The following is a 12766-nucleotide window of genomic DNA, read 5'->3' on the forward strand; positions in this document are numbered from 1 at the left end:
TCCTTCCCGTGATGACCGCCCCGGCCTGGGTCTACCTGAGCGGCCCCTTCAATTTCGCCTCCTCCACGGCGATGCGGGAGCGGATGCGGGGCACCCGGTAGGGCGGATCGAAATGGCCTATGCCGGCGGGATCACCATCCTGACGGCGAGGGAGACCGAACGGGGTTCGACGGCGTCGAGGGCGGCGCAGATTTCCGGGCTGACAGTGGCGTCGTGGTCCATGATCCGTGAGGCGGAGGAGACCACGGCGGCGTAGTCGGCGAGGGTCAGGCCCTCGGGGCGGGCGCCGGACAGGCCGACGAGCAACAGGCGGAGGACACCGAAGCGGACGGCGAGGTTCTGGAACTGCGGCAGGACCGGCCCGGCCAGGAAGACCCGGTTGAGATAGAGGTAGTTGAGGACGAAGTTGCGCAGCGCGTAGTCGTGGGCGTCGTCGAACGGCTTGAACCGGGTTTCGTACAGGACGGCATATTGCCTGAGGGCGCCGTCGAAATCCTCCGCGCCGGCCATGATGGTGTCGAGCGAGGCCTGCACGATTTTCGGGAAGCGGTTGTGGGCGCTGCCCTTAGCCGAGGCGGACAGAGCGATGCCGGTCAGGATCCGGAACTGCAGCAGCGCCTGGTCGCCGATGGCGAAGTCTTCCGCCAAGAGCGCTTGCCGGGTCTGGGCGGTGTAGGCGCGGATCGACTGGAGCAGGTCGCTGTCTGCGGGTACGGCCGGCGGATCATCGGACAAGAAGGTCTCGGTGACCACGCCTGCGAACAGGATCGCTTTCCAGACCGGCAGGGCGCGGTCGCGCGTGACCTCTTCGATCGCGGCGTGAACGGCCCAGCGTGCGGTCGCGCCATCCTCGGCCGGGCGTTGGTCGCGGTCATCGGGGAAGGCCATCGCGTCGGGGGCCGACAGGCAGAGCCGCGCGGCTTCCGGGCAGGACAGCTTTGCGCCCAGGTAGCGTCGGCCATCGCGCTCCCAGGTCTCGCGGGGGTAGGCGCGGCAGGTCTCGGACAGGGCGCCCTCCCCCAGCCGGTTCTGGATGGAGCAGAGCCGGGCCTCGTCGAGGAAGGGGCAGGCGCCGGAGGGCGTCAGGCTGATGCGCGCATAGGCGCCCGGCGCTCGCGGCTCCCTGAGTTTTTTCACATATCTCTGGAGATCACGGCCGAGCCCGGGCTCCTTGACCGCCATGTAGGTCTTGAACGTCGCGCGATCGATGTCGACCTGGAAGCTGGAGCAGCAGGTCTCCTCGCACGCCGAGCCCACGCAGCTGAAGGTGGACAGGTATTTCGGCGCGTTCATCGTGCTGTGGTCGCCCGCCGCCTGAGACCTGGCCCGACCGTGGCGCCGACTCAGTCACGCCGTCAACCATCGCCCCCGTTCGCAAAAAGTGCGCGGCCATCCAATTCGCGGATGAGGATTGGCCGGGAGTGTGTATCTAATTGGGCTGGGTTGTTCCGGGGGCGGCGCCGGCTTTGGCGGCCGGTGCGCCGCAGCCGCGTTAGTGAGGGGGGTATCGAGATGGCGCGCATGCTGGCGATGTTGGCGGTGCTAATGGCGGCCGCGCCGGTTCAGGCCGCCGATCGACCGAGCAAGGGGGAGGCGGAAGTCCACTACACCGTCACGCCCAAACAGCTGGAGGCGGTTTTCAAGAAGGCGGGCTTCAAGACCAAGCTCATCACCCACAAGGTCGAGGAGGGAAGGAAGCCGACCTATACGATCCAGGCCACGGACAAGACGCCGTTCTACATGTCGGCGGACCTCCGGGTCTGTGACCAGGATGAAGGCCCCAAGGGGTGCCTGGGGATCCTGCTCGTCGCCTGGATGGAGCTGGATCCCGGCGACCTGGCCGTCGCCCGCCGCACGGCGGAGGAGTACAATCGCGAGTACTACGTCGGCAGGGCCTATGTGTCGAAGGACGGCAAGGGCCTGATCTTCGAGAATTACGTGATGGTCGACGGCGGGGTGACAGAGAAGAACCTGGAGTCGAACCTCGACAACTTCCTGGGCGGCTATGACGCCTTGGTCGAAGAGTACCGGGAACAGGCGAAGGCCATCGAGACCTGACGGCCGGGGTAGCCCTTAGCCCACCGCCGCCAGTTCCGTTTCCGCAGGTTCCAGCGCCGCCGCCACGGCCGCCAGCAGGCTGTCGGCGCGGACGGGCTTGGTCAGGTGGGCGTCGGCGCCGGCGGACAGGCTGGCCTGGACGTGTTCGTCCAGGGCGTTGGCGGTCAGCATGATGACCGGGGTGCGGGCAAGGCCCAGGGTGCGCTCGCGCTCGCGCAGGAGGCGGGTGGCGGTGAGACCGTCCATCTCCGGCATCTGCATGTCCATAAGGACGGCGTCGTAGGCCTGGGCGGACAGGCGGCTCAGAGCGGCGGCGCCGGTCTCGACGATATCGAGGCGCACCCCGGCGGCTTCGAGGATCAGGCGGACGACGCGCTGGTTGGTGGGGTGGTCCTCGGCCAGCAGGATGTGGACGCCCTGGACATCGGCCTCGGCGGTCTCGGCGGTCTCGGCGGGGGCGGCCTCGCCGGCCTGTTCGAGGGGCAGGGTGACCACGAAGGTGGAGCCCTCGCCGGGCCGCGAGAAGCCCTCGATCCGGCCGCCCATCAGCTCGGCCAGGGAGCGGCAGATAGCCAGGCCCAGGCCGGTGCCGCCGAACCGGCGGGTGATCGAGGCGTCGGCCTGTTCGAAGCGGCGGAACAGGCGGGCGGCGGTCTCGTCGTCGAAGCCGATGCCGGTGTCGTTGACGCTGAAAGCGAGGCCCGTGTCGCCCACTCCGGTATTTCGCCGTCCCACATGCAGGGTGACCTCGCCGCCCTCGGTGAACTTGACCGCGTTGGACAGCAGGTTGGAGAGGATCTGGGTGATCCGCACCCCATCGCCCAGCCAGACGCCGGCGGCGGAGGGCTCGACCGTCCAGTCCAGCTTGAGGCCCTTGGCGGCGGCGGCCTCGGCATGCAGGGCGCCGATGCGGTCGACCAGGGTGCGGACGTCGAAGGGCCCCACCTCCAGCCGCAGCTCGCCCGCCTCGATCTTGGAGAAGTCGAGGATGTCGGTCAGCACCTGTTCCAGGAGGCGGCCGGATGAGACGATCAGCTCGGCCAGTTCGCGGCCACGCGCAGTGGTCTGTTCGCGGGCCAGGGTCTCGGAGACCGCCACCACGCCGTTCAAGGGGGTGCGCAGTTCGTGGCTCATGTTGGCCAGGAAGCGGGATTTTTCCTGGTTGGCCCGTTCGAGCTCGGCGGTGCGGACGCGGACCCTTTCCTCCAGCTCGTCCATCACCTGGGAAGCCTGGTCGCGGGCGGCCTTCAGCGCCTGGGCCAGGGCGCCGATCTCGTCGGTGCGGGCCTCGATGGCGGCGAGCTGGGTTTCGGCGTCCTGGTTGGTCGGCGCCTGGGTGTCGTGGCGACGAGCCTCGGCGTAGGCGGCCAGACGGCCCAGCGGCTCGGCGATCGCCCGCCTCGCCATTCCCATGACGAGCAGGCCCTGGAACATGGCGGCGATCAGCCCGAGCGCCAGGATCCAGGACGCCGACTTGGCGGCCGCCCAGGTGACCGCGCTGGCCGGATGGCGGATGAGAAAGTACCAACCCGGCCCGCGCAACTCGCCATAGGCGACGATATAGCGGCCGTCGGGGCTGTGGATCACGCCGCGCGGGGCGCCCGTGGCCTTGATGCGGCGGACCAGCTCGCGCAGGCCCATGTCCTTCTCATAGGCTGCCAGGGTGGCCTCCGGCGCCTTGCCGGGGGTGGCGAAGCCCGGATAGGCGATCAGTTCGCCCTGGCCGGTGACGATCAGGTTGGCGGCGCCGCGGGTGGTGTGTTTGACCGCCCGCATGAAGTAGCCCGACAGCTCGATCGAGGAGCCGAAGGCGCCGATGTGTTGGCCCTGCACATCGACCGGGGTCATGCAGCCGGTGGCCATCCGCTCGCCGGCGTTTTCCTGGACCAGGCGCTGGAGGTTGGTGCAGCGGATGGCGCGGGCGGGGTTGAGGGCAGGCGTGGTGATCCGGCTCATCTCCTCCTTGGAGATGTCGAGGTCGGCGGGCGCCTCGTGCCTGTAGAACATCAGCCGGTCGGGCCGCTTGGGCGCGAACATCACCAGCCGGGTGTCTGGGGTGAAGAAATAGAAATTGTCGTAGCTGGCGACCAGGGCCTCGCCGAAGCGGGGCACGACCACATAGGCGGCGACCAGGGCTTTCTTCTGGATCATCGACAGGTTGGCCCCGTCGCGGACGAAGGCGCCGACGCCATAGACATAGTTGCCGCCAGGGCGCGGGTCGCCGTCGAAGGCGGCGTCGCGGCTACGCCGGGTGCCGTCGGCCCGCAGCGGGAAGTGTTCGTCGAACAGGCGGTTGGTCTGGGCGTCGGTCAGGTGCGCCATGCGGGTCGTCAGCGCATTGGCGGCGTCGCGCTGGGCCGCGGCCAGGTCGGTGAAGCGGCGCTCTTCCTGGTTGGCGCGCTGTGCGACATAGTCGGACAGATAGGCGATCTCGCGCCGCTCCAGCTCCTGCTGGAAGGCCAGGAAGGCCGCGCCGAAGGCGACCAGGGTCAGCGCCACCGACAGCAGGCCGACGCTGATCAGGAACCGGCGGGAAATGGACGTCGTTCTGGCGCGCATTGTCCGCGCTCTACCAGAACGGGGGTTTAGATTTGGTATGACCTGAAACGGGTAGTCGCCTGGGCGACAGAATCATCCGCCTGACGGACGGTGGAAAACCTGCTATGGGTCCGGCTTGTAGCGAGAGAACAAGGAGCACTCCGCTGAACCGCGAGTTGGCGCCCCAGGCGCAGGAAGCCACTATTTCGGCCTCCACCGACGAAGCCCTACCGGGCTCGCTCGAAGACCTGATTCTGTCCCGGCTGGACGATGACAAGGCTCAGGACATCGTGCTGATCGATCTGAAGGGCAAGAGCCCGATGGCCGACTCCATGATCGTGGCGTCCGGCCGTTCGCACCGCCATGTCGGCGCGCTGGCCGACCATGTGCTGCGGACCCTGAAGGACGCCGGCCATGGCCGCGCGCGGGTCGAAGGCCTGCCGCACTGCGACTGGGTGCTGATCGACGCCGGGGACGTGGTGGTCCATCTGTTCCGGCCGGAAGTGCGGACCTTCTACAACATCGAGAAGATCTGGTCGGTCGACAGCAACCACATCAAGGCGGCGAACTGAAGGTCACCGTTCTGACCGTGGGGCGGCTGGGTCGCGATCCGGCCGCCGCCCTGGCCGCAGACTACGTCCAGCGCGCCACCGCCTCGGGGCGGGCGCTGGGCCTCGGCCCCTTCGATATCCACGAAGTCGAAGCCCGCAAGCCCGGCAAGGCCGCCGAGGCCGAAGTCCTGCTGCCGCACCTCAAGGACGCCCACGTCATCGCCTGCGACGAGCATGGCAAGGCCTGGACCAGCCGCGCCTTCGCCGGGCGGGTAGCGGCGTTGCGCGATGGCGGGACGCGGCGGCTGGTGCTGATCATCGGCGGGGCGGACGGGCTGGATGCGTCGATCCTGAGCGCCGCCAACGAAACCCTGGCCTTCGGACCGCAGACCTGGCCGCATGCGCTGGCGCGGGCAATGCTGGCCGAGCAGATGTATCGCGCGGTGACGATACTGGCGGGCAGCCCCTACCACCGCGATTGACCGCTCCAGTTTCTGCGCCACCGCTTCGCCCGGAAGGTTGAACTGTGTAGAAGTCGGCCTATGCGCCCCGTGGCCCTGGCCTCCATCCTCGTCCTGAGCATCCTGACCGCCGCTTCGGCGCAGGAGCCGGCGGACGCGCCTTCGGCCAACGCCATGCTGGTGATGGCTCCGGCCGGCGCCGCCGACCCCGAAAGCCGCGAGGCCGCCCGCCGGGAGATCGCCGCCCTGCGCGAGGACCTGCGCCGGATCGCGGGCAGCCAGGCGCGGGACGGGGCCGATGTCGAGGCCGCCCGCCAACGGCTGGCCCTGCTCAACGCCCGCGAAACAGCGCTGACCGGCCAGATGGCCCGGGAGCGCTCTCGGCTGGGCGGGCTGTTCGCCGCCCTCACCCTGTTCCGGCGCGACCCGCCGCCGGCCCTGCTGGTCCGCCCCGACGACGCCCGCGACGCGGTGCGGGCCGCCATCCTGATGCGGGCCATGACCCCGGAACTGGAGCGCCGCGCCAAGGCCTTCGCCGGCGAGGCGCGGGAGATCGGCGCCCTGCGCCGCCAGGCGGCCGGGGCCAACGCCGAGTTGTTCGCCGCCGAGAGCCAGATGGCCGGGCGCCGCGGCGACCTCGAAAGGCTGCTGGCCCAGCAGCGGGAGATCGAGCAGCGCTATCCCGACGCCCAGGCGGTCGGCCGCGAGGCCGGATCTCCGGGCGGCCTGGTCGACAGCTTCCCGCGCCGGGCCAGCGGCCAGGGTCCCGGCGCCCTGAGGCGTCCGGTCCAGGGCCAGGTGGTGCGCGGATATTCGGCGCCCAACTCGCCCGGCCTGTGGCTGCGCGCCCAGGCGGGCGGCGAAGTGGTCAGTCCGGTTCAAGGACGGGTTGAATTCGCTGGGCCGGTGACCGGCTGGGGGGTCATCCTGATCGTACGAACCCCGGAGGGCTTCCACCTGGTGCTGGGCGGGCTGGATCAGGCGGTTGTCGCCGCCGGGGCGCCGGTGACGGCGGGCCAGCCGGTGGGGCGCATGGCCGCAAGTGCGGGCGGCGCGCCGGAACTGTATCTTGAGCTCCGTCGCGACGGGACTCCGGTCGATCCGGCCCGCTGGCTGTCAGACCGTTAAGCGTTATATGGTTGAAATGTCGCATCGCGCGGCCCGAAAGAGGCCGCAAAGGGAGTTCTAGAGTTCCGGCCATGATCAAGAAGCACCTGATTATCGGCGCCTGCGCCTTCGCCCTCGGCGCCGGATCCATGGCCTACGTCAGCCAGCAGGCCCAGGCGACCGCCAAGCCGCGCGCCGAGACCTACCGCATGCTGGAGCTGTTCGGCGACGTGCTGGAGCTGGCCGAGAAGCAGTATGTCGTGGAAGTCGACGACAAGAAGCTGATCGAGGCGGCCCTGGAGGGCATGCTTTCCTCGCTCGACCCGCACTCCGGCTATCTGGCCCCGGCCGGCTTCGACGACATGCAGGAGACCACCCGCGGCGAATACGGCGGGCTGGGCATCGAGATCACCAGCGAGGACGGGGTCGTCAAGATCGTCTCGCCGATGGACGGCACGCCGGCCGATCGCGCCGGCCTGAAGCCCGGCGACTACATCACCGCCGTGAACGGCCAGAGCGTGCTGGGCATGCCGGTCAGCGAGGCGGTCAAGCAGATGCGCGGCAAGCCGGGCGAGAAGGTCACCCTGTCGATCGCCCGCGAGAAGTCCGATCCCTTCGACGTCACCCTGGTACGCGAAGTGATCAAGCAGAGGGTGGTGACCTCCCGCATGGAGGGCGACTACGGCTACGTCCGCCTGTCGACCTTCAATGAGAAGGCGACCGAGGAAACCATTGCCGCGATCAAGGACCTGAAGGCCAAGAACCCGAAGATGAAGGGTCTGGTCTTCGACCTGCGCCGCAACCCGGGCGGCCTGCTCGACCAGGCCGTGGGCGTGGCCGATATCTTCCTGGACGGCGGCGAGGTGGTCAGCCAGCGCGGCCGCGACGCCCGCGACATCGAACGCTACAACGCCCGCCCGGGCGACCTGCTCGAAGGCCTGCCGGTGGTGGTGCTGGTCGACAACGGCTCGGCCAGCGCGGCCGAGATCGTCGCCGGCGCCCTGCAGGACCGCAAGCGGGCCGAGGTGGTCGGGCTGACCAGCTTCGGCAAGGGCTCGGTGCAGACGGTGATTCCGCTGCGCGGCGGACAGGACGGGGCGGTGAAGCTGACCACGGCGCGGTATTACACCCCGTCCGGCAAGTCGATCCAACGCACCGGCATCGAGCCGGACCTGGAGGTCGCCGCCACCCGCGAGCAGGCCGAACTGATCGCCAACAAGGCCTTCCAGTTCAGCGAAGCCAGCTTGCGCAACTCCCTCGACGCCGAGGAAGGCAAGGAGCGCCGCGCGGCCCATACGCCGGCCGAGGCGCCGCCGGAAAGCTTCGACGAGAAGAAGGACTTCCAACTGGCCCGGGCCATTGACGTCCTGAAGAACGGCTCGGTCATGGCCACCCCGAAGCTGCCCAAGCCGCAGCCGAAGATGGCCGGCGTCGTGCCCAAGACCGGGACGACCCCGAAGAAGTAAGATTGGCTCAACCGCCGTGAGTGTCCCTTCTCCCCTTGCGGGAGAAGGTGGCGCGAAGCGCCGGATGAGGGGTCGATGACTCTTCAAGCCGCGATGAGACGATTGCGACACACTGTGTCTCAGGACGGCGCGCCCCCTCATCCGTCGCCTTCGGCGACACCTTCTCCCGCGAGGGGAGAAGGGAGCCCCGAGGCGAACCCTTAAGAACCTAAGCCCTTCATTAACCATAACGCGCGAGTTTGGGGTCGCCTCCATCAGTCCCTGGCGCCCGTCCATGTTCTCGCGCAAGCCGCAGATTTCGCATCGTCCGCCGCCCGCCCCGGCCTCGCGCCTGGAGGGCGCCAAGGCCGCGGCCCTGCGGCTGGCCGCCAACCCCTGGCTGAGCGCCGGCGGGGCGGCGGGGCTGTTCCTGCTGACCCTGACCATCCTGGTGCTGGTGATGGGCGACGCCAAGGCCGGCACGCCGGTGGTTCGCCTGTCGCTGGCCCAGGCGGCGACGGCGGGAGCCAAGGTGCCCGGCTGGGTCGATGGCCTGGGGACCGAAGAGGAAACCGCCGAGGTCACCACCGACGAGCTCGAACTGTCCGAAGACCCGATCCAGCTGGCCGACGCCGGCTCCATGGGCGGATCGGCCATCATCACCCTGCCCGGCGGCGGGCGGCTGGAGGGCGATGGCCCCGGCATCGCGGCGGCCTCGTCGGCCCTGCCCCAGGCCCCCATCGCCGGCCTGACCGCACCCGGCCCCGGCAACGGCTTCCTGCCGATCATCGGCGGCGACGGCCGCGCGCCGTGGAAGGCCTATGCCCGGCCCTTCACCCCCAACGGCAAGCCCAAGGTGGCCCTGATCATCGGCGGGCTGGGCCTCAATCCCGCCTACACCCGCCGCGCCATCGAGCTGCTGCCGCCGGAGGTGACCCTCTCCTTCGCCCCCTATGCCGAGGGCCTGCAGCAGTGGATCGACCTGGCCCGCGCCCATGGCCATGAGGTGCTGCTGGAAGCGCCGATGGAGCCGAACGACTATCCCCAGAACGATCCCGGCCCCTACACCCTGCTGGCCGGCGGGGCGCCCGCCGAGATCGTCAAGAAGACCGAATGGGTCCTCTCCCGCGCCACCGGCTACTTCGGGGTGACCAACTATCTGGGCAGCCGGTTCGTGACCTCGGGCCCGGCGATGAACGCCTTCTCCGGCTCGCTGAAGGCCCGGGGTGTGGCCTTCATCGATGACGGCCTGGCCGCCAAGCGCGGCATGGGTCCGCCCCGCGCCAGCGCCGATCGCATCGTCGACGAGGACCTGTCGGCCGACGCCATCGCTCGCCAGTTCGGCGCCCTGGAGGCCAGCGCCCGTTCCCGCGGCCAGGCGCTCGGCTCCGGCTTCGCCTATCCGGTGACGCTCGAAAGCGCCGCGATCTGGGCCCGCTCGCTGGAAGACCGCGGCTTCCAGCTCGCGCCCGCTTCCGCTCTCCTGCGGTAGCTGTCATTGAGGGGGTCGTGAGCGACTTCCCCAAACATCGTCCAAACGTCGGCGTGGTGCTGTTCAACAAGGACGGCCGCGTCTGGCTTGGCCGCCGGGCCAAGACCGAGGGCCTGCACAGCTGGCAGTTCCCGCAAGGCGGCGTCGATGAGGGCGAGGACTTCGAGGCCGCCGCCTTGCGTGAGCTGGAAGAAGAGACCGGTGTCCGCTCGGTCAAGGTGCTGGGGCGGACCGAGGGCTGGATCGTCTATGACTTTCCCCACTACGCCCAGGGCTCGAAGGCGGCCAAGGGCTGGCAGGGGCAGAAGCAGGTGTGGTTCGCCCTGCGTTTCACCGGCAAGGACAAGGAAGTCGACCTGGGGGCCCATCCGCCGCCGGAATTCGACGCCTGGCGCTGGGGCCGACTCGACGAGGCGCCGGGGCTCGTCATACCCTTCAAACGAGCCGCCTATGACCAGGTGGTCAAGGCCTTCAGACACCACGCGGGGACGGCGATGAGCGGTGCGATCCTGATGATCCACGGAATAGGCTGCACCGGCGCCGCCTGGGACCGGCTGGCGCCGGCGTTCCGCGCCAAGGGCTGGCGGGTCGAGACGCCCACCCTGCGGCCCGACAAGCGCACCGCGGGCAAGCCGCCGGCCGACCTGCCAAAGATCCGGCTGAGCGATTATGTGGACGACATGGAGGCCCTGGCCCGCCAGCTGGAGGCCGAGACCGGCCAGCCGCCGGTTCTGATGGGCCATTCGATGGGCGGGTTGATCGCCCAGAAGCTGGCCGAGCGGGGCGTCGGCCGCGCCGCGATTCTGATCACCCCCGCCTCGCCCGCCGACTGCCGGTCGGGCGCTTCGACGGCCCAGGCCTTCACCTTCGCCAATGTGCTGTTCGCCGGCTCGCCGGAGACCAAGTCGCACAAGATCTGGCGGACCGGGTTCAACTGGGGCGTCCTTAACAGGGTGCCCAAGCAGCGCCACGCCGAGATCTACGCCGGGGCCGTGCATGACAGCGGCGGGGTCTATTCCGACATCGCCTATCCCGACCGGGACCCGAGCAAGATCGCCGTGATCGACGAGACGAAGGTCACCGTGCCGGTGCTGACCATCGGCGCGGCCAAGGATCGGGCCACCCCGATCGCCGACGTTCGCCGGGTCGGCGCAAAATACGGCAAGGTCGGGGGCGACTACCGCGAATACCCCGACAACGCCCACTGGATCATCGACGAGCCGGGCACGGACAAGGTGATCGCCGACATCGCCGCCTGGCTGGACAGCAAGAGCCTGAGCGCCGAGCCGCCGGCCGTCGCCGCAAAGCCGGCCAAGGCGCCGGCGAAACCCAAGTCCGCGCCGAAGCCCAAGGCGGCAAAGGCCACTGAGCCGGTCAAGGCCGAGCCGCCCCCCGCCAAACCGAAGGCAGCGGCCAAGGCCAAGCCGTCAGCGGCCAAGCCGGCCGTCGCCAAGGCGCCCAAGCCCGCCAAGGCGGCGCCGGCTAAGCCTGAACCGAAGGCGGCGAAGGCGCCGGCCAAGCCCAAGGCCACCGCCGCCAAGCCGGAGGCCAAGGCCCAAGCCCCCGAAAAGGCGGCGCCCTCCCCCGCCAAGAAGGCTCCGGCCAAGAAACCGGCCGCCAAGAAGCCCGCCGCAAAGCCGAAGTCTTGAGCTATTCCCCCTCGCCGATCGTCATGGTCCATGGCGCCTTTTGCGGTGGCTGGGTGTTCGAGGCTTTCCGCCGGCCGTTCGAGGCGGCCGGCCACCAGGTGGTCGCGCCCGACCTGCCCGGCCACGGTCCCGGCGGCGATCCGGCCGGCCTGTCGATGCGCGACTATGCCGACGCCGTGATTCGCCACTGCCAGGCGCTCGACGCCGCCCCGATCCTGATCGGCCATTCGCTGGGGGGCCTGGCCTGCCAGCTGGCCGCCGCGCGCGCCAAGCCGGCGGCGATGATCCTGCTCGCCCCCTCGGCGCCCTGGGGGGTCTACGGCTCGACCATGGAAGAGGGCGCCAGCGCCATCAGCCTCTATGCCCTGGGCCCCTTCTGGCTGCAGTCCATAGCCCCGGACTATCACCTGGCCCGCAACTACAGCCTGGACCGGATGTCCCGCGAGGCGCGCGACGCCGCCTTCGCCCGCATGGTCCCTGAAAGCGGCCGGGCCCTGTGGGAGACGCTGAACTGGTGGCTGGACCCGTTCATGACCACCCAGGTGGGTGCTACGCCGGGCCTGCCGGTGCTGGCCGTGGCCGGCGGCCGGGACGTGATCCATCCGCCCGCCACCGTCCGTCAGACCGCCGCGCGCCTGAGCGGGACGATGGAGACGTTCACCGAGATGAGCCACTGGCTGCCGGCCGAGCCCGGCTGGGACACGGTCGCGGACCGTTGCCTGGGCTGGCTGGACCGGACCCTGCGGGCCGCCGCCTGATCAACCCTTGCCGTCGGGCGGGAGGATCCAGACCCTGCCGTACAGCGACAGGAAGTCCGCGTGGATGCCCTTGTTCTCGGGGAGCGCCCTCGAAGAAGTGGTTCTGAAGATTAGCCGGTTCGGGGGAACTGGCCATCAGACCGGCCGCGGCCGTGGCGGACTTCACGGTGGCGGCGGCGCCCTTGGCCTCGACGATGGCGCGGCAGGCGTCGAGGCTCTGCCGGAAGCCCGCCTGGGCCGTGACCGGTGACTGGGCCGCCGCCGGCAGGGCCAGGCCGGCGGCAAGAGCCAATGCGGCCATGGGGGCAAGGGCGGCGATGAAACGCATGAGAGCCTGCAGGCGCAACCCGGTTCCCTCGCCGCCCGATGAGGCCTAGGCGCCGGGTCCCGAGAACAGCTTCAGCCCCACCATGCCTGCCACGATGAGGCCGACACAAGCCAGTCTGGCCACGGTCGCCGGTTCCTTGAACAGGATGATGCCGACGATCACCGTGCCGACCGCGCCGATGCCGGTCCAGATGGCGTAGGCCGTGCCCAGCGGCAGGGTCTTCAGCGACCAGCCGAGCAGGCCCATGGACAGCACCAGGCTGACGGCGGTCCAGACAGTGGGCCAGAGTTTGGTGAAGCCGTCGGTGTATTTAAGGCCGACGGCCCAGCCGGTCTCGAACAGACCGGCGATAATCAGGATGATCCAGGCCATGGGAAAA

The 12766-nt window shown here is 69.6% G+C and carries 11 protein-coding genes and 2 pseudogenes; 10 read left to right on the forward strand and 3 right to left on the reverse strand.

The genetic code is table 11. The features are described from left to right. Nucleotides 1–117: 117 nt before the first annotated feature. Nucleotides 118–1293, reverse strand: coding sequence for a flagellin lysine-N-methylase (gene fliB, locus GVN21_RS02125; protein ID WP_166573060.1), 1176 nt, complete (start codon nucleotides 1291–1293; stop codon nucleotides 118–120). Nucleotides 1294–1512: 219 nt separating this feature from the next. On the opposite strand from fliB, the gene GVN21_RS02130 reads away from it, so the two are divergent. Continuing rightward, entirely contained in the window at nucleotides 1513–2058 is a 546-nt protein-coding gene (locus GVN21_RS02130) for a YbjN domain-containing protein (protein ID WP_166573061.1), read from the forward strand. A gap of 15 nt (nucleotides 2059–2073) precedes the next feature. Here GVN21_RS02130 and GVN21_RS02135 read toward each other — a convergent pair whose 3' ends face one another. Continuing rightward, a complete protein-coding gene (locus tag GVN21_RS02135) occupies nucleotides 2074–4617 on the reverse strand; it encodes an ATP-binding protein (protein ID WP_166573062.1) in 2544 nt (847 codons plus the stop codon). A 155-nt stretch (nucleotides 4618–4772) separates the two neighbouring features. On the opposite strand from GVN21_RS02135, the gene rsfS reads away from it, so the two are divergent. The 9 genes and pseudogenes from rsfS (at nucleotide 4773) to GVN21_RS02180 (ending at nucleotide 12309) form a co-directional block, all read left to right on the forward strand. Beyond that, nucleotides 4773–5168 carry a ribosome silencing factor gene (gene rsfS, locus GVN21_RS02140; RefSeq protein ID WP_346764206.1) on the forward strand — a complete coding sequence of 132 codons (396 nt, stop codon included), beginning with the start codon at nucleotides 4773–4775 and terminating at the stop codon, nucleotides 5166–5168. Continuing rightward, a complete protein-coding gene (gene rlmH / locus GVN21_RS02145) occupies nucleotides 5165–5629 on the forward strand; it encodes a 23S rRNA (pseudouridine(1915)-N(3))-methyltransferase RlmH (protein WP_166573210.1) in 465 nt (154 codons plus the stop codon). Before rsfS ends, rlmH begins: the two co-directional genes overlap by 4 nt. A 60-nt stretch (nucleotides 5630–5689) precedes the next feature. After that, entirely contained in the window at nucleotides 5690–6736 is a 1047-nt protein-coding gene (locus GVN21_RS02150; RefSeq protein ID WP_166573064.1) for a peptidoglycan DD-metalloendopeptidase family protein, read from the forward strand. A gap of 74 nt (nucleotides 6737–6810) precedes the next feature. Next, nucleotides 6811–8181 (forward strand): S41 family peptidase, encoded by a 1371-nt coding sequence (locus tag GVN21_RS02155; RefSeq protein WP_166573211.1) that lies wholly within the window; start codon nucleotides 6811–6813, stop codon nucleotides 8179–8181. A gap of 274 nt (nucleotides 8182–8455) precedes the next feature. Next, on the forward strand, nucleotides 8456–9652 hold the full coding sequence (locus tag GVN21_RS02160) for a divergent polysaccharide deacetylase family protein (RefSeq protein ID WP_166573065.1): 1197 nt from the start codon (nucleotides 8456–8458) through the stop codon (nucleotides 9650–9652). Between the two features lie 17 nt (nucleotides 9653–9669). Beyond that, a pseudogene (locus GVN21_RS02165) lies at nucleotides 9670–10125 on the forward strand (RNA pyrophosphohydrolase); the annotation flags it as partial. 36 nt (nucleotides 10126–10161) lie between these two features. Beyond that, nucleotides 10162–11301, forward strand: a pseudogene (locus GVN21_RS20660) (alpha/beta fold hydrolase); the annotation flags it as partial. Nucleotides 11302–11324: 23 nt separating this feature from the next. Next, entirely contained in the window at nucleotides 11325–12059 is a 735-nt protein-coding gene (locus tag GVN21_RS02175; RefSeq protein ID WP_166573212.1) for an alpha/beta hydrolase, read from the forward strand. A 64-nt stretch (nucleotides 12060–12123) separates the two neighbouring features. Continuing rightward, a complete protein-coding gene (locus GVN21_RS02180) occupies nucleotides 12124–12309 on the forward strand; it encodes a hypothetical protein (protein WP_166573066.1) in 186 nt (61 codons plus the stop codon). 123 nt (nucleotides 12310–12432) lie between these two features. On the opposite strand, the gene sugE is transcribed toward GVN21_RS02180, so the two are convergent. Then, nucleotides 12433–12759, reverse strand: coding sequence for a quaternary ammonium compound efflux SMR transporter SugE (gene sugE, locus GVN21_RS02185; protein WP_166573067.1), 327 nt, complete (start codon nucleotides 12757–12759; stop codon nucleotides 12433–12435). Nucleotides 12760–12766 lie beyond the last annotated feature (7 nt).

Origin of the sequence: Caulobacter sp. SLTY (assembly GCF_009905535.1) — a bacterium.
Classification (GTDB): Bacteria; Pseudomonadota; Alphaproteobacteria; order Caulobacterales; family Caulobacteraceae; genus Caulobacter.

What these genes read in the sequence shown, in the direction of transcription:
- GVN21_RS02180 (WP_166573066.1), top strand. Translation starts at nt 12,124, where the DNA reads ATGCCCTTGTTCTCGGGGAGCGCCCTCGAAGAAGTGGTTCTGAAGATT.
- GVN21_RS02130 (WP_166573061.1), top strand. Translation starts at nt 1,513, where the DNA reads ATGGCGCGCATGCTGGCGATGTTGGCGGTGCTAATGGCGGCCGCGCCG.
- GVN21_RS02175 (WP_166573212.1), top strand. Translation starts at nt 11,325, where the DNA reads ATGGTCCATGGCGCCTTTTGCGGTGGCTGGGTGTTCGAGGCTTTCCGC.
- sugE (WP_166573067.1), bottom strand. Translation starts at nt 12,759, where the DNA reads ATGGCCTGGATCATCCTGATTATCGCCGGTCTGTTCGAGACCGGCTGG.
- GVN21_RS02150 (WP_166573064.1), top strand. Translation starts at nt 5,690, where the DNA reads ATGCGCCCCGTGGCCCTGGCCTCCATCCTCGTCCTGAGCATCCTGACC.
- GVN21_RS02135 (WP_166573062.1), bottom strand. Translation starts at nt 4,617, where the DNA reads ATGCGCGCCAGAACGACGTCCATTTCCCGCCGGTTCCTGATCAGCGTC.
- GVN21_RS02160 (WP_166573065.1), top strand. Translation starts at nt 8,456, where the DNA reads ATGTTCTCGCGCAAGCCGCAGATTTCGCATCGTCCGCCGCCCGCCCCG.
- fliB (WP_166573060.1), bottom strand. Translation starts at nt 1,293, where the DNA reads ATGAACGCGCCGAAATACCTGTCCACCTTCAGCTGCGTGGGCTCGGCG.